The sequence below is a fragment of the Bosea sp. OAE506 genome (assembly GCF_040546595.1).
Lineage (GTDB): Bacteria > Pseudomonadota > Alphaproteobacteria > Rhizobiales > Beijerinckiaceae > Allobosea.
The window spans coordinates 4,098,355-4,114,408 of sequence record NZ_JBEPOB010000001.1 but is presented as its reverse complement, the minus strand read 5'-3'; the positions used below and the strand labels follow the sequence as shown (position 1 = coordinate 4,114,408).

The window sequence follows — 16,054 nt, the reverse complement described above, 5'->3', positions numbered from 1 at the left end:
GGGCCGTCTTTGAAGTGGGGTGATCTCAGGCTGCGCGGTGCCTGGCCTCCTGCGCGGCGAGCGATCGGTCGAAAGCGTCGGCGATCGCGCCGTCCGGGGGCTGCACCCCCGTGAACAGCGAAAACGCATCGACGGCCTGGTTGATGCTGAGCTCGCGCCCCGTCATCACCACGGCGCCCGCCTTCTGCGCGGCTTTGAGCAGCGGTGTCCAGAGGGGATGATAGACGGCATCCGCCACCCACTGAGACTTTCGGATAAGATCGGCCGGCACGGGGCTGTCGCGGTTCGGCAGCATGCCGACCGGGGTGCCGTTGACGAGGCCCGCCGCACCCGACACCGCCGCCTCGACGCTGCTGCAGATCTCGACCCGCGCCAGTTCGCCGATCTGGTCGGCCAGCGCCTGCACCTTGGCGCGGTCGCTGTCATAGAGCCGCAGATGGCTGACGCCGCAGCCCGCCAGCGCGAAGCCGATCGCCTTGCCCACCCCGCCCGTACCGATGATCGCGACGGGGGCGTCGCCATCGGCGCGGCCGAGTGCGCGATAGGAGGTGGCGAAGCCGGTCGCGTCGGTGTTGTGGCCAGTCAGCACGCCGTCGCGAGATACGACTGTGTTGACGGCCCCCATGGCGCGGGCCTCCGGCGAGAGCGCGTCGAGCAGCGGGACGACCGCTTCCTTGTAGGGATAGGTGACGTTGACGCCCGAAAAGCCCATCCGCCGCACGCCGTCGAGGATGGCGACGAGATCGGCGCGTGCGGCGCCGGCGACCTCGATCAGATGGTAATGCAGCTCGAAACCGGCGGCGCGCGCGGCAGCCTCATGCATCGCGGGCGCGGCGGAGTGGGCGATCGGCGTGCCGATCAGGCCCAGCAGCACGCGCTTCGTCCGGTTGGCGATGGCAATGTCCGGCATCGTCTCGTCCCTGTGTGGCTCGCCCATCGTCTTAGCAGGCGTTGCCACCACCAGATAAGCCGATCGTCCTCGCTAACGCGATGACCAATTTGATCGCATAACCTAACCTGATGTTATCCTGCCAGCCGGCCGCGGATCTCTGGGGCACGCGGTCTCACCACCGCATCCATCTCCTGCCGCAGCAGCGTCACGAAGGTCTCGGCATAGACCGAAGGCGCCTTGTCGTTCTTGATCGCGACATAGGTCTGGAACTGCGTCGGCTCGGCGATCGGGATCGTGGCGATGCCCTGCATCGAGCCATGCGCCACGGTGAACTGGTCGATCACCGCGATGCCGAGCCCCGCCCGCACCAGCGAGCAGACCGTGGTGCCGAAGCGCGCCTTGATGACAATGTCGTAGGCGAGTCCCTGGCGGCTGAAGATCTCGGCCATGACCCGGCCATAGGGGTCGTTGGGGTCGATGCCGATCAGCGGATGGCGGACGATCTCGGAGGCCGAGATCACCGGCCGCCCGGCGAGTTCATGGCCCTCGGGCACGATGCAGAGCAGTTCGCCCCGGCTCAGCGGCAGGAAATCGATGCCGGGATGGTCAAGCTTGTAGCTCATCGCCGCGATCTCGCCGCGGCCCAGCAGCAGATAGTCGAGCGCTTCCTCGATCTTGAGGATGTTGATGTCGAGCCGCAGATCGGGGTGCTTGCGCTTCAGCTTCTCGATCGCGCGCGGCACCATCACATGGCAGATGCTCGGCACCGAGCCGATCCGCAGTTCGACGCCACCGCCGCGCTCGATCCGCGCCAGCGTGTAGTGGAGGTCGTCGACCTTTTTGTAGACGCCGTTGATCTGCTCGAAGATGTCGTTGGCTTCGGGCGTCGGCACATAGCGCCCGTGGCGACGCTCGAAGAGCTTCAGCCGCAGCGTCTTCTCGGTGTGCTTCATCAGCCGGCTGATGCCGGGCGCCGACACTGCGAGCAGCTTCGCCGCGCCGCTGATCGTGCCGGTGATCATGATGGCGCGGATCACCTCGATCTGCCGCAAGGTGAGCATGGCCGTACCGTCCCCTCAGCGTCTTTTGACGCCGAGCGGAGGGGAGCGGCGCCCGACTGTCAAGCAGGCGGGGCAGGGCAGGCGGTCATTGCGGCTTGGGCAGGGCCTTCGCCTCGGCATCGAGCTTCTGCAGCGTCGGCAGCGTCTTCTCGGCGAAGGCCTTGAGCTCGGGGTCCGAACCGCCTTCGGCATAGGCCGCGATCACGGCGAGGCTCTCCTCCTGCGCCTGTCGCTGGGCGCTGACATAGGCGCGGTCGAAGTCGGGCCCCTGCAGCGCGGCAAGATCGCGCAGCACATCGAGCTGGTGTCCGTCCGGGCGCTCCGGCAGCGCGATGTCGGAGCGCTTGGCGATGATCTGCCGCAGGCTGCTGCCGGTGGTGCCGCGGTCATTTGCGAGGCGGTGGGCGAAGCTCTTGATCTCGGGCGAGATCGTCTTGTGCAGGGCGAGCGTCGCCGATTCGACGGCGAACATCGTCGAGGCCGCGGTCTTGTGGACAAAATCCTGAGGCGGCATCGCGGTCTGGGCCGTGGCACTCAGCGACCACAGCAGGGTCGCGGTCATGATCGGGAGAAGCCGTTTCATCGCGGCGGACTGCCTTTCCGGAAAGGGGGTGGATGCAAGGTCAACCCGGGCGCGCCGAAGCGGTTCCCCGGCAGTGGCGTTCCCAGCGACGTCGCCGCAGGGGTGGCCTCGCGCGCGCCGCTCGTGCAGGGTGCGCCCCGAACACCGGCCAGGCCGGGACGATGAGGACAGGGACGAGACGCCATGCCGACCACTCACGAGACCCTGCGCGCTGCGCTGGTCGCAACCCGCCGCGACAAGAGCCTGATCGAGATGGCCGAGCAGCCGGTTCCGGGGTCCTTCCTCGACGGGCTGGCGATCCAGGCCGACATCGCCAAGACGCTCGGCCATGCGCAGGCCGGCTGGAAGGTCGCCATCGCCGAGGACGGCACGCCGGTCGCCGGCCTGATGCCCGGCCCCTGGCTCGCTCCCGGCGACGTCTATGACGGCGCGATCGGCGCCGAGCTGCGCGTCGAGATCGAGATCGCGCTGCGGCTGGCCAAGGACGTGCCGATGCGCCCGAATCAGCCCTATTCGCGCGCCGAACTGCTCGGCCATTGCGACAAGGCCTATCTCGGCATCGAGATCGTCGAGAGCCGGATGGCCAACTGGCAGGGGGTGCCCTTCGCGCTCTGGCTCGCCGACGCGCTCGGCCATGGCGGCTACTATCTGGGCCAGGAACTCGACATGAAGGTGCTGGACGAGGTCGCGGGGCTGACCTGCTTCATCTCGCTCAACGGCGTCACGATCTACGATCAGCCGGCTGTGCACGGAAACGGCGATCCGATGGCGCCGTTCCTGGCTTGGGCCAACCGCAAGGACGAACTGATGGGCGGCCTTCGCGCCGGCCAGATCGTTACCACGGGCAGCCTCTGCGGCGGCGTCCTGTCCCCCGGCAAGGGCGAGATCGTCACGAAGCTCGCCCCCCTCGGCGGCGTATCGCTAACGCTTCGTTAATCACATCGCTCAAATCCGGCGCATTTGCTTGCGCCGGATGTCTTTCTGTATGGTCGGGCGAGGAACATCGGTAGGATGGTCCCGTTGCGTCGTGGGGGGAGTTGCTTGGAGGTAAGATGCGGTCCTGGCGGAGAGCGGGCAGCGCGGTTGCGCTGAGCGGAACCTGTGCGCTCGCCCTGATGGCCGGTCTGCGGCCCGCGCCGGTGCAGGCATTCGACCTGTCGTCGCTGGACCTCTTTGGCCTTTTCACGAAGAAGGACGAGCCGCCGGCTGTCAGTCAGGCGACGCTTCCCTACCGGCTCGAGTTCGATCTCGGCGGCGCCGATGACGCGAAGGCGCTGACGCGCACGCTTCAGGATGCCTCGCTGCTCTACAGGCTTCGCGCGGACGCACCCCCCGATGGCGAAACGCTGGCCCGTCGCATGGTGGCCGATCTCACCCCTCTGGTCGATGCGCTCTGGTCGCAGGGCTATTTCAACGCCGAGGTCGCGCTCATGGTCGACGGCGTGCCACTGCGCGTCGGGGCCGAGCCCGATGCGAGGCTGATCCGCGCGCTGGAATCGCATCGCAACCGCGAGGCGGTGCCGATCACGGCCACGGTCAATCCGGGGCCGGTCTTCGCGCTCCGAAATGTCGGCGTTGACGAACGCGGCATCACCGGTGCGCCCGCCATTGCCGATCCGCTCAAGGTGAGCCGCCTCAGCCCCGGCGAGCCCGCGACCTCGGCCTCGCTGCGGGCGGCCCGGGCGGCACTGGTCGATTATCTGCGCGCGCAGTCGCGCCCGCTCGCCAAGGTCGTCGAATTGCGGCCCGTGGTGGACCATGCCGCCCGCGTCATGGACGTCACCTATGTCGTCGAGCCCGGCCCCGTGGCCGGCTTCGGCACGGTCTCGGTCCAGGAGACGGGCGACATTCCGCCCGAGGTCATCCGCTCCTTCATCTATCTGGAGCCGGGCGATCGCTATTCGCCCAAGGCGCTGACCGACACGCGCAAATCCATCAGCACCATCCCCGCCGTCGGCTCGGTGCGGATCCGCGAGTCCGAAAGCCTGGACGGCGCCGGCAACCTGCCGATCTTCGTCGAGGTCACCGAGCGGCCCAAGCGCCTGCTCGGCTTCTCGGCGCGCTATTCCACCATCGATGGGCCAGCCGTGCGGACCTATTGGGAACACCGCAACCTCTTCGGCGGGGCCGAGCGGCTGCGGCTGGAGGGCGATCTGTTCTTCGCGCCCCGCATCGACGGCAGCAAGATCACGAAGTTCGAGGATTTCGAGCGCTCCGATCTCGGTGGCCGCTTCGCCTTCAGCTTCCTCAAGCCGGCGCTCGGAGGCAGCCGCTATGACTGGCTGCTCGACGGCGTCGCGACGCGCCAGCGCGTCGGCACCAACCGTTTCGGCGGCTACACCGCCCGCTACGGCAACGTCACCACCGCGATCCAGCGCCGCTTCAGCGACACCTTCTCGGTCTCGGCGGGGCTCGAGGTCGAGAGGGGGCAGACCAGCGATGTCCTCGGCCAGGTCGACTACACCCTCGTCGGCATCCCGCTCTCGGTGAAATACGATTCGACGGATAGCCTGCTCGACGCGACCCGCGGCTTCCGCGCGAGCGCCTCGGTCGCGCCCTATCCGACCTTCCTCGGCTCGACCGTCGGGATCGTCCAGAGCAAGGCCAGCTTCTCCACCTATTACGCACTCGACGAGGACGCCCGCTATGTGCTGGCCGGCCGCCTCGGTCTTGGCTCGATTGCCGGCGCCGATCTCGACGACATCCCCGCCACGCGGCGCTTCTATGCCGGCGGCGGCGGCTCGGTGCGCGGCTATGCGTATCGCACGCTCTCGCCGCTGGGGCCGCTCAACCGGCTGACCGGCGGGCGCAGCCTGTTCGAGGCTTCGGTCGAGGCCCGCATCAAGATCACCGACACGATCGGCGTCGTGCCCTTCTTCGATGCCGGCACCGCGTTTGAGGGCAGCGTGCCCGACTTCAAGCAGCGCCTGCAGATGGCTGCGGGTCTCGGCCTTCGCTACTACACCGCCATCGGGCCGATCCGTGTCGACGTCGCCGCGCCGCTCAACCCGCGCAAGGGCGACAAGCCCGTCGCGCTCTATGTCAGCATCGGGCAGTCCTTCTGATGCGCCCCTTCATGAGCCCCTCCCGCCTGAACCTGCCGCGCCTGGCGCTCCTCGCCGCGCTGGTCGTGGCCGGCTTCCTCGCCCTCGCGCCCTTCGGCGGCTTCGCCCAGAACGCCCAGACCGATCGCGGCGTCGTCGCCGACCTGATCTCCAAGGCCCTGTCGAGCGACACCAGCCAGGTCTCGATCGGCGCGGTCAACGGCGCGCTGTCCTCGGATGTCGAGATCCGCGACATTGTCTTGTCGGACCGCGATGGGCCCTGGCTGCGGCTTGACCGCGTGCGCCTGATCTGGACGCGCAGCGCGTTGCTCCTGCGCCGCCTCGACGTCGACCGGCTCGAGATCGGCAAGCTCGAACTCCTGCGCAAGCAGGCGCCCCAGCCGGCCGGCGCCGCGCCGGCGAGCGACCAGCCAATCCTGCCCGAGCTGCCGCTCAAGGTGATCGTCCGCGCCTTCCAGTTGAACGAACTCGTGCTGGGCGAACCCGTGCTCGGCGTTCCCGCGACCCTGGGAGCCACCGGCTCGGCGACGCTGGGCCCGCCCAGTGAAGGGCTCAACCTGAAGCTGGCGGCGCGCCGCCTCGATGCGCAGGGCCGGTTCGACGTCAACATCGCCTTCGTCCCTGACACCACGCGGCTGCAGCTCGACGTCAAGCTCGACGAGCCCGCTGGCGGGCTGATCTCGAAGGTCGCCGGCCTGCCGGGCGAGCCGCCGGTCACGCTGGATCTCGGCGGCGACGGCCCGCTCGATTCCTTCGGCTCGACGCTGATCTTCAATGCCGGCCCGACCATCGGCGCGCGCGGCGATGCGCGGCTCGACCGCACCGGTGCCGAGCGCAAGCTCAACCTCGCGCTGGATGCTCGCATCGAGGGTCTGATGCCGGCCCCCGTCGCGCCGGTCTTTGCGGGCTCGACGCGGCTGGACGGCTCGGTCGGCTTCGCCGATGACGGCGGAATCGACATCCGTAACATGGCGCTTGTCTCCGCGCTGGCGCGGCTCGACGTGCTCGGTCGCTACACCGCCGACAAGATGCTCGACCTTCGGGTCACCGCCGCCGCCCGCCCTAATGCGGAAGGCAAGACCGTCGCCTCGGGCACCGAGATCGCCAAGCTTGCGTTTGACGCCACGATCAAGGGACCTGTGGCGGGTCCGACGATCGTCGCGAAACTCGACGCGAGCGAGGCCCGCCTTCCTGCCGGAGGCTTCGAGCGCCTCGGCCTGACCTTCAACGCCACGCCGACCGGCCAGATCGGCCAGCCCGGCACGCGCATCGCCCTGACCGCCGATGGCGAGGCCGCGGGCATCGCGCTGGCGGACCGGTCGCTCGCCCGCGCCGTCGGCGAGCGCGTCACCTTCACCCTGCGCGGCACCGCCCAGGATGATGGCACTGCCGATTTCGAGACGCTGCGGCTCGCCATGTCAGGGCTGGACCTCGACTACAAGGGCAAGGCCGGCAATGCCCGCACCCTGGGGCGCCTTCAGGCCGTGCTGCCCGATCTCGCCCGCCTCAGCGGACTCGCCGGGCGCCCTCTCGGCGGCCGGGCCGAGGTCGTGGCCGAGATCGATGCCACACCGCGGCTCAATGATTACGGCGCCCGGCTGAGCGGGCGAGGGGAGCGGCTCGCCACCGGCGACGCCCGGCTCGACCGCCTGCTCGCCGGCCAGTTCAGCCTCGACGGCCGGGTCCGCTCGCTGGCGGAAGACATCACCGTGAGCGGCCTTCGCTTCGCCGGCCAGCACGCGACCGTGACCGCCGAGGGCGGCATCGGCCGGCAATCCTCCGACCTCCAGATCGCTCTGGCGCTGCCGGACCTGCGGCGCGCCGATCCGCGGCTCTCGGGCCGTGGCGACGTGACCGCCCGTCTAAGCGGCCCGCGCGAAAAGCTCGACGCGACCGCCCGGCTTGCCATCGCTGACGCGACCGCGCTCACTCGCCCCATTCCACGCCTGACCCTCGATGCCGTGATCCGCGATCTGCAGGGCGCGCTCGACAGCCGCCTGACCCTCAACGGAGAGATCGATTCGCGGCCCGCCACCGGGACAGTGGCGTTGGCACGCCTGCCGGGCGACGGCTGGAACCTCTCGGCGCTCGACATCGCCATCGGCTCTGTCCGGCTGAACGGCGGCCTGACGCTTGATCCCGCCAGCCGGGCCGAAGGGCGCATCACGCTAGCGGCGCGCAATCTCGACGATCTCTCGGCGCTCGCCCTGACCAAGCTCGGCGGCCAGCTCGACGCCGATATCCGCCTGGCCGTGGTCGAAGGGCGGCAGAATCTCGATCTCACCGCCAGGGGCGCAAAACTGGCCGGCCCCTCGCTCGCGATCGATCGGCTCGACGCCACCGCGGCCGCCCGCGACGTCTATGGCCGCCCTCAGCTCGATGCGGCGCTCGCCATCGACCGGGCCGTCCTGGCCGGCGAGGCGGTCAGCGCCATCCGCTTCGATTCGAAGGGTGCTCCCGATGCGAGCGCCTTCACGCTGACCGCCAGCGCGCGCGGCTTCGCGCTCGACGGCGTCGGCCGCCTCGTCCCGGGCGAGCCGCTCGCTCTTGAACTCTCGCGCTTCGAGGCGCGCCGCGACAGCCGGCGCATCGCGCTGGCCAACCCGGCCAGTTTCCGTTTCCCCGCAGGGGGCGTCGAGATCGCCGGCTTTGCGCTGGCGATCGAGAACGGGCGCCTGACTGTGGCTGGGCGCGCGGGCGAAACCCTCGACCTCGACATCGCCGCCCGCAATGTGCCGCTGTCCGCGGCCCGCATCTTCGCGCCGGGGCTCGACCTTGCAGGCACGCTGGAGGCGCAGGCGAAGATCGGCGGCACCGCCGGCGCACCGACCGGCCCCTGGAGCCTTAGGATCGCCCGGCTGGTCACGCCGGAGACCCGCCGCGCCGGGCTGCCTCCCATCGAGATCGCAGGCAGCGGCGCCCTGAAGGGCGAGGTCGTCACCGTCGACGCGAAGGTCGATGCCGGCCGCGGCGCCAGCCTGACACTGCGCGGCACCGCTCCCCTGAATGCGGCGGGTGTGCTCGACCTCGCAGCCCAGGGTCGTCTCGACGCAGCCCTGGCCAACCCGCTGATCGGGGCTCAGGGGCAGCGCGTCACCGGTGCCGTCGCGATCGATATGCGCGCGGCCGGTTCTCTCGCCGCCCCGCGCCTCAGTGGGGCCGCCACGCTGAGCGGCGGCAGCTTCACCGACGTGCTCCAGGGCGTCCGTCTGACCGCAATCGAGGCCCGCATCGCCGCCAATGGCGAGAACCTCACCATTGAGCGTGCCAGCGCCAGCACGCCCAATGGCGGCACGCTGTCGGCCACGGGCCGGGTCGCGCTCGATCCCGCAGCCGGTTTCCCCGGCCAGATCCGCATTCAGGGCAACCGCGCCCAGCTCGTCTCCAGCGGCATCGTCACCGCCGTCGCCAATCTCGGCCTCGAGATTGGCGGGCCTCTGGCCCAGCGCCCGCGGGTCAGCGGCCGCGTCGATGTGCTCTCGCTCGACGTCACGGTGCCTGACCGGCTGCCGGCGACGCTGCGCCCGGTCGATGGAATCAAGCATGTCCGCCCGACCGGCACCGCCGCTGCGCGCCTTGCGGCGGAGAAGCGCAAGGCCCGTCCAGCCGCACGCGGCGCCCGCCCGGCGCCGGCCTTCGACGCAGCGCTTGCGCTCACCATCGCGGCACCCAGCCGCGTCTTCGTGCGCGGCCGCGGCATCGATGCAGAATTGGGTGGACAGCTGCGCGTCGGCGGCAGCCTGGCGTCACCGCAGCTCGACGGCGGCTTCGAGCTGCGTCGCGGGCGCCTGACCGTGCTGAGCCAGCGCCTCGACTTCAGCCGTGGGCGGTTGACCTTCACCGGCGGCACGCTGCCCGAGCTCGATTTCGTGGCCGAGACCCGGGCGGGCGACGTCACCGCCCGCGTGCTCGTCACCGGCCCGGCCGACCAGCCCGCCTTCGCCTTCACCTCCAACCCGGACCTGCCGCAGGACGAGGTGCTCTCCCGCCTCCTCTTCGCGCGAGCCTCCGGTTCGCTCTCGCCCTTCCAGGCGCTGCAGCTGGCCCAGACGGCCGCGCAGTTCGCCGGGGGTGGCGGCGACGATTCCTTCGAGCGGCTGCGCAAATCCCTCGGCGTCGACAATCTCGACATCCAGGTCGGGGCGGGCGGCCCCACGGTAGGCGTCTCGCGCTATATCAGCGACAACGTCTCGGTGGGCGTGAAGGCCGGTGCGCGGCCCGAGGATAGCGGCGTCTCCGTCAACATCGATGTGACGCGCCGGCTGAAGCTGCAGGCGGAGACCAATGCCGAGGGCGGTGCGGCCGTCGGCGTCGGTGCCGAGTGGGAATACTGACGCGGGTTCGCAGCGTCTCCCACCGCGGTAACGCCTTCAGTCCTGACACGCCCCGGAAGCTGCGCCCCGTAGGGATGCCGCAGTCGCCGGGCTCACTCCCGCTGCCGCGACCCTCCGGAGAATCGAAAACGCCCGCAGGGCGATCGGCGGCTCCGGTGATTCCAGGCTGGAACGGCTCAAATCGGGGCTTGCCGGGCGGGTGCGGTTAACGGTTGGTAAATTTCGACCGTCAAAGCGTGGCCTCCCTGCAACACCCGATTTCAAAGCACCCCCCCGCGGCTCTCGGCGACGTGATCGCGGTTGATCGGCCCCCCGGCATTCGTATGGTTGTCCTGCGTCGGGACGTTCCCGGTCGCTGTTTTTCGTCTTCGCCTCTGAATGGTCAGGGACGCGGGCGAAAGACCGGGAACAAGCCGGTTCGGTGATTGGGTCTCCTGGGGCCATTCACCAACGAGCCGGCGGAAGCCCGAGGGTCTCGAAACTCTTTTGGAGGTTACCAATGAAGCTCGTTAAGAGCCTCCTCCTCGGTTCCGCCGCCGGCTTCGCCGCGGTCGCCGGGGCTCAGGCCGCCGACCTTCCCTCGCGGAAGGCCGCTCCGGTCGAATACGTTCGCGTCTGCTCCGCCTACGGCGCAGGCTTCTTCTACATCCCCGGCACCGAGACCTGCCTCCGCGTCGGCGGCCGTGTTCGCGCCGAGTATGTTGTCGGTGAGCGCTTCGGCGAGTCCGACTCGTACGGCACCCGCGCTCGTGGTCGTCTGAACATCGACGCCCGTACCGCGACCGCCTACGGCACGCTCCGCACGTTCATCCGCTACGAGCTGACGAACAACTCGGGCATGTACAACAACGGTTCGGGCGGCTTCAACGTCGGCGGCAACGTTGCCGGCTTCTTCACCTCGGCTGCTTCGACCGTCGCCACCTCGAACGTCGACCTGGCCTTCGTGCAGTTCGGCCCGATCACCGCCGGTCGCGCTCAGTCGTTCTTCGACTTCTACGCCTCCGACTTCAACTTCTTCTCGATCCGTACGGCTGATACCCGTCTGAACCTGTTGGCCTACACCGCCACCTTCGGTTCGGGCTTCTCGGCCACGATCTCGCTCGAAGACCGCGTCTCCGGCACCGGCACCGGTGGTGGTCGCGATCTCGGCGTCGGCTCGCTCGCTGGCGCTGGCCTCGTCCGTCAGGGCCAGGACTATCCGGACCTCATCGGCTCGCTGCGCGTCGATCAGGGCTGGGGCTCCGCTCAGCTGTCGGGCGCCATCGGCAACCGCAAGGGCGCTGCTGCTGCGGCTCTCGGCGCTGTCGAGGGTGACGAGTTCGCCTGGGCCATCCAGGGCGGCGTGAAGATCAACCTCCCGATGCTCGCCGCCGGCGACCAGCTCTTCCTGCAGGCGGCTTACGCCGACGGCGCGCTGGGCTACCTCGGCTACACGGGTTCGGGCGTCGGCGCCTTCGGCCTCGGCCGCATCGGCAACCTGGCTCTGTTCGACACCGCTCTGAACACCGTCACCGGTTCCATGAAGAACTCGACCGGCTACTCGCTCGTCGCGGCCTTCCGCCACTTCTGGACCCCCACGCTGCGTTCGGAGATCTCGGCTTCGTACTCCGAGCTGAAGCTCGGCTACGTCACGCCGGGTACGGTCGGCCTGCAGCGCTCGATGGACCCCAAGGAGTTCATCGCCGCCGCCAACCTGATCTGGTCGCCGGTCTCCGGCCTGGATATCGGTGTTGAGGTTCTCTACTCGAACCTGCAGCTCCGTCAGCCGGTCGTCGCCGTCGACAACTTCGGCGCCCGTTCGAACGCTGCTCGCCTGATCAAGAGCGAAGACACGATCGCCGGCCGTCTGCGCATCCAGCGCGACTTCTGATCGTCTCGCACGATCCTAGTCGGAAGCCCCGGGGAAACCCGGGGCTTTTTTCATGTCTGCATGTCCTCGGCGCGCCGAAGCCCTTCGAAAGGTTGACAGGCGCTGGGTGAAGCCGCTTCCTGAGGTCGACGCTCCGCTCGGCCGGACAGCGCGACCTCCGCTCCGCCGCGAGCGCCCGGTGCGCCTCCCGACGCGTGGTGCGGCACCGTTCAGGGCACGGTCGCCTCGATGCGTCCGGCCCCGGGACGAAAGGGGCTTGGGGGTCGGGCATGTCGCAACCGGGACGTTGGCTTTGGGGGCTGGTGCCACTGGCGCTGCTCTGGGGCGCCGGAAACCTGTTTCTCGGAGAGGCGATCGAGCGCGATGTCGGCCGCCGGGCCGTCGCAGCGGCCGCCGCTGTAGCCGGCGAGGCGCCGGGCGCACGGCCGATCACGGCCCAGATCAACGGACGCGACGTCACGATCGGCGGCGAGGCGCTGTCCGCGGATGGTGCGGCGCGTGCCATCGCGCGGCTGAGGGCCGAGTTCGGTGTGCGGCGTGCGCTGGGCGGGCTCTCCCAGGTCGTCGCCCAGAAACCCTATAGCTGGTCGGCCAGCCGTCGCGCCGACGTGCTGACGCTGGGTGGCTTCGTCCCGGACGAGGCAACGGCCCGCGGACTCGTCGCAGCCGCAGAGAAGGCCCTGCCGGGGCTTCGCGTCGAGGATCGCCAGAGCCTTGCCTTCGGCGCTCCTCCGGGATTTGCGGAGATGGCGACTGCCGTGCTGGCCGAACTGCCGAAGCTCGCGAGCGGCAAGGTCGCGCTCGACGACACACGCTTCTGCATCGAGGGCACGGCGGCGACGCCGGACGACCATGTCGCGCTGCAGGCCGCCCTCGCCAGACCGCGCGAAGGTTTCCAGCCGGTCGCCTGCACGCTCGATGCCCCCACCGTCTCGCCCTATCGCTGGAACGTCGAGAAGCTCGCGGACGGGTCGCTCCGGATTGAGGGCTTCGCTCCGCCAGCCTTGCGCGAACAGCTGCTCGAGGCGCTGCGCCGGGCTTTTCCGGGCCAGGTTGCGGTCGATGATCGCACGAAGCCCGCCGCGGGCGAGCCGCCAGCGTTCCTGACGCGCGTTGCGCGGGCTTTCGCGGATCTCTCGCGGCTGCGGCAGGGCCGTGCCGAGCTTGAGGGCGATGCGTATCGCCTGTCCGGTGACGGGCCGGAAACCTATGAGGCCTGCCAGGCGCTGCGCCTCCAGATCGCGCAAGGCGACGGTCCCGATTCCGTCGCGCAGGCCACGATTGCCTGTCCGCCGGCCCCCCCGCCGCCGGTGGAAACACTGATGCCGCCGCTGCCCGACATTCCCGCGCCGGTCTTCCTGCCCTCCGAACTGCCGGCGCCCGCGCCGCGCGTCGAGGCGCCGGTCGCTCCGGCCACTCCGCCTCCTCCGCCGGTCGCTCTGGCGTGGTCCGCCGCAATCGGCGCCGATGGCGTGACCCTCCAGGGGCAGGTGCCCGATGCCGCCAGCCGCGACGCGCTTCTGGCCCGTGCAGGCGCCATCGCCGCCGGCAGGCCGGTGACGGACCGCCTCGCGCTCGAGGGCAATCTGCGCGATGCGGCCGATTACGGCGAAGCGACGGGCTTCGCGCTCGATCTGCTCGGACGGTTGAAGCGTGGCAGCGTGACGCTGGCAGAAAAGACGCTCAGCCTGGCCGGCGAGGTCGCCGACGGGACCGCATGGGCCGACCTTGACGCGCTGCTCCGCCGCCGCCCGCTGCCGGCCGGTCTTGCGCTCACCGGGGAGGGGGCCACGACCGTGGTTCCGCGGCCTTACCGGCTCGCGCTCGCGGTGGATCGCAACGGCCTCGGCCTGAGCGGCTATCTGCCCAATTCCCGGAGCCGCGAGCAGTTGCGGGCGCTGGTGGAGGCCTCACCGCTGAAGGGCCGATGGCGCGACGAGACCCAGATCCTGCCCGGCGCACCGGAAGGCTTCGCTGCCGCCGCCGTCATGGCGGTCGGCAATCTGTTGCGGCTTGACCTTGGCTCCGCCGAGATCGCGGACGATCTCGTCACCCTGCGGGGGCTGACTTGCCGCGACCTGATCCAGCGCGAGATCGAGACCAGCGCGGCGGCGGGCCTGCCGGCGGGCTTCCGCATCGATGCCGCCATCGGCCTGCGCCAGACGGGTTGTGTCGTCGATCCGCCCGCGACCTGCCAGAACGACCTCGACGCGCTGACCAAGCGCAACACGGTCCTCTTCGCCCAGGGCACGTCGGTGGTGGCGCTCGATGCGCCGACCGAGCGCGTCGTCGGCGAGGCGGTGGCCATCCTGAACCTGTGCCCGACGGCCCGCATCACCATCGAGGGCCATACCAACAGTGATGGCGAGCGCGGCGTCTTCAACAATCTCGACCTGTCGGCCCGCCGCGCCCTGCGCGTGCGCGACGAACTGGTCCGCCGCGGCATCGACCCGTCGCGACTGGAGACGCAGGGCTTCGGGACCAAGCGGCCGCTTGTGGCCCATGGCCTGCCTGACGCCCGTGCGATGAACCGGCGTGTCCAGTTCACGGTCGCGAAGTAAGGAGGCGGACATGCTGTATCTTGCCAGCCAGTTTGTCTGGTTCCTCGCCGCCGCCTTCGCGCTCGGCCTCGTCATGGGCTGGATCGGCCGGGATGGCGGCCCGCTGCGCCTCGGTGGAGCGATCGCTGGCTGGGTTGCCGTGCTCTGGGGGCTCGGCGCCGCAGTGACCTGGCTGCAGTTCCTGAACGGAACGGCCGCCGTTTGGGTCGAGACCGCCCTGTTGTTCAGCGGCGTCTATGTCGCGGGCTGCGTCCTCGGCGCGCTGCTGTCGGGCACGCGGCCGTCGGTCGAGGCGGAGGCGCCGTCCGCCGTCGCCACGCTGCCGCCCGTTGCGGGCGAGGCGGACATTCCCGGCCAGCGCCCGGCCGGCCTCGTTGCGGCGAAGGAGGCGAGGCCCGACGATCTTAAGCTGATCAAGGGCATCGGCCGCCAGAACGAGGACCGGCTGCAGGCGCTCGGCATCTGGCATTTCGAGCAGATCGCCGCCTGGACGTCGGCCAATGTCGAATGGGTCGGCAGCTATCTCGCCTTCCCGGGCCGGATCGAGCGCGAGGACTGGGTCAGCCAGGCGAAGACGCTGGCCGCCGGCGGCGACACCGAATTCGCCAAGCGGGCCCGGGCCGGCCTGGTCGAGACCTCGCGCGACAGGGACGAGCCGGCGAAGGCGTGAGCGGCCTCAGGCTGCCCGGCGCTCCGACCGGGCGATCAGCCGGCCGATGCGCCGCACCATGTCCTTGGTGCCGAGCATCGGCGCATGGCCCTGGCCGGGCGCGACGAAGGTCTCGCAATCGGGATGGCGCTCGCCCATCTCGACCAGCGTCTTCTCCGCCAGCAGGTCGGAGTTGGCGCCGCGGATCGCCAGCATCGGTACGGCATTGAGCCCGTCGAAATAGGGCCAGAGGATCGGCAGCGGCGCCTCGAGGTCGAGTTCCTCCAGGACCTTCATCAGACTGCTGTCGTAATCGGGCTTCAGCGGCCCGTCGCGGTCGGTCCAGGTCCGGCGCGCCATCGTCTCCCACTCCGCCTCGCCGAAGAGCGGGAACTGCTGGTCCGACAGACGCTTCAGGATCTCGGCGCCCTCGGCGAAGCTGCGTGGCAGCGGCAGCTTGCCGACATAGCCGCGGATGCGCAGCAGCCCGCGCGCATCGATCACGGGGCCGATGTCGTTAAGCACGACGCCGCGGATCGCTCCGGGCCGAGCGGTGCCCATCGCCATGGTCAGCAAACCGCCGCGCGAGGTGCCGACGAAGACGGCCGCCTCGATTCCGGCCGCGACCAGCACCTGCATCACATCGTCCAGCTCGACGCGGATGTCGTAGTTCTTCCAGTTGCGGTCGTAGCCCGAGAGGCCGCGTCCGCGGTAGTCCAGCGCCAGCACGCGCCGCGGCTTGGCCTCGTCCTGCGACAGTGCGAGCGCCAACTCATGGAAATCGGCGGCCGTGCGCGCGAAGCCCGGCAGGCAGACGACCGGCAGGGCGGCAGACGCCAGCGGCCCGTAATCGCGCGCATGCAGCCGCAGCCCGTCGCGGGCGCTGACGAAGAGCGAGGTGAAGCCTGTTTTTGTTTCGGTCGCAGTCAACACTCAGCCCTCATCCTGAGGAGCGCCGGCAGGCGCGTCTCGAAGGATGGTTTCAGATCGCGCTGGAACATCCTTCGAGACGCCGCGTACTGCGGCTCCTCAGGATGAG

Annotated in this window: 10 protein-coding genes; 6 read left to right on the top strand and 4 right to left on the bottom strand. The window is 69.8% G+C overall.

Features of this window, described 5'->3' with window-relative positions; translation table 11 throughout:
* Nucleotides 1-25 precede the first annotated feature (25 nt).
* The 3 genes from ABIE41_RS20015 to ABIE41_RS20005 all read right to left on the bottom strand — a co-directional run bounded on the left by ABIE41_RS20015 (nt 26) and on the right by ABIE41_RS20005 (nt 2,536).
* Nucleotides 26-910 carry a shikimate dehydrogenase gene (locus ABIE41_RS20015; protein WP_192641998.1) on the bottom strand — a complete coding sequence of 295 codons (885 nt, stop codon included), beginning with the start codon at nt 908-910 and terminating at the stop codon, nt 26-28.
* Between the two features lie 113 nt (nt 911-1,023).
* Nucleotides 1,024-1,953: a LysR family transcriptional regulator gene (locus ABIE41_RS20010; protein WP_192641997.1), complete on the bottom strand. Its 930-nt coding sequence runs from the start codon at nt 1,951-1,953 to the stop codon at nt 1,024-1,026.
* Nucleotides 1,954-2,038: 85 nt separating this feature from the next.
* Nucleotides 2,039-2,536, bottom strand: a complete 498-nt coding sequence (locus ABIE41_RS20005; protein WP_192641996.1) for a DUF4142 domain-containing protein — start codon at nt 2,534-2,536, stop codon at nt 2,039-2,041.
* Between the two features lie 183 nt (nt 2,537-2,719).
* Here ABIE41_RS20005 and ABIE41_RS20000 point away from each other — a divergent pair, with 183 nt between their 5' ends.
* The 6 genes from ABIE41_RS20000 to ABIE41_RS19975 all read left to right on the top strand — a co-directional run bounded on the left by ABIE41_RS20000 (nt 2,720) and on the right by ABIE41_RS19975 (nt 15,036).
* Nucleotides 2,720-3,472, top strand: a complete 753-nt coding sequence (locus tag ABIE41_RS20000; RefSeq protein ID WP_192641995.1) for a hypothetical protein — start codon at nt 2,720-2,722, stop codon at nt 3,470-3,472.
* A 116-nt stretch (nt 3,473-3,588) separates the two neighbouring features.
* Nucleotides 3,589-5,601, top strand: a complete 2,013-nt coding sequence (locus ABIE41_RS19995; protein ID WP_192641994.1) for an autotransporter assembly complex protein TamA — start codon at nt 3,589-3,591, stop codon at nt 5,599-5,601.
* A gap of 11 nt (nt 5,602-5,612) precedes the next feature.
* Nucleotides 5,613-9,935 carry a translocation/assembly module TamB domain-containing protein gene (locus ABIE41_RS19990; RefSeq protein WP_192641993.1) on the top strand — a complete coding sequence of 1,441 codons (4,323 nt, stop codon included), beginning with the start codon at nt 5,613-5,615 and terminating at the stop codon, nt 9,933-9,935.
* 499 nt (nt 9,936-10,434) lie between these two features.
* The gene (locus ABIE41_RS19985) at nt 10,435-11,805 is read left to right on the top strand and encodes a porin (protein ID WP_192641992.1); all 1,371 of its coding nucleotides are present in this window, start codon (nt 10,435-10,437) and stop codon (nt 11,803-11,805) included.
* Nucleotides 11,806-12,074: 269 nt separating this feature from the next.
* Nucleotides 12,075-14,366: an OmpA family protein gene (locus ABIE41_RS19980; RefSeq protein ID WP_192641991.1), complete on the top strand. Its 2,292-nt coding sequence runs from the start codon at nt 12,075-12,077 to the stop codon at nt 14,364-14,366.
* 10 nt (nt 14,367-14,376) lie between these two features.
* A complete protein-coding gene (locus ABIE41_RS19975; RefSeq protein ID WP_192641990.1) occupies nt 14,377-15,036 on the top strand; it encodes a hypothetical protein in 660 nt (219 codons plus the stop codon).
* A gap of 6 nt (nt 15,037-15,042) precedes the next feature.
* On the opposite strand, the gene ABIE41_RS19970 is transcribed toward ABIE41_RS19975, so the two are convergent.
* Nucleotides 15,043-15,948 carry an alpha/beta fold hydrolase gene (locus ABIE41_RS19970; RefSeq protein WP_192641989.1) on the bottom strand — a complete coding sequence of 302 codons (906 nt, stop codon included), beginning with the start codon at nt 15,946-15,948 and terminating at the stop codon, nt 15,043-15,045.
* Nucleotides 15,949-16,054 lie beyond the last annotated feature (106 nt).

Coding starts and splice junctions, on each gene's coding strand:
- ABIE41_RS20015 (WP_192641998.1), bottom strand. CDS start 910: ATGCCGGACATTGCCATCGCCAACCGGACGAAGCGCGTGCTGCTGGGC.
- ABIE41_RS20010 (WP_192641997.1), bottom strand. CDS start 1,953: ATGCTCACCTTGCGGCAGATCGAGGTGATCCGCGCCATCATGATCACC.
- ABIE41_RS20005 (WP_192641996.1), bottom strand. CDS start 2,536: ATGAAACGGCTTCTCCCGATCATGACCGCGACCCTGCTGTGGTCGCTG.
- ABIE41_RS20000 (WP_192641995.1), top strand. CDS start 2,720: ATGCCGACCACTCACGAGACCCTGCGCGCTGCGCTGGTCGCAACCCGC.
- ABIE41_RS19995 (WP_192641994.1), top strand. CDS start 3,589: ATGCGGTCCTGGCGGAGAGCGGGCAGCGCGGTTGCGCTGAGCGGAACC.
- ABIE41_RS19990 (WP_192641993.1), top strand. CDS start 5,613: ATGAGCCCCTCCCGCCTGAACCTGCCGCGCCTGGCGCTCCTCGCCGCG.
- ABIE41_RS19985 (WP_192641992.1), top strand. CDS start 10,435: ATGAAGCTCGTTAAGAGCCTCCTCCTCGGTTCCGCCGCCGGCTTCGCC.
- ABIE41_RS19980 (WP_192641991.1), top strand. CDS start 12,075: ATGTCGCAACCGGGACGTTGGCTTTGGGGGCTGGTGCCACTGGCGCTG.
- ABIE41_RS19975 (WP_192641990.1), top strand. CDS start 14,377: ATGCTGTATCTTGCCAGCCAGTTTGTCTGGTTCCTCGCCGCCGCCTTC.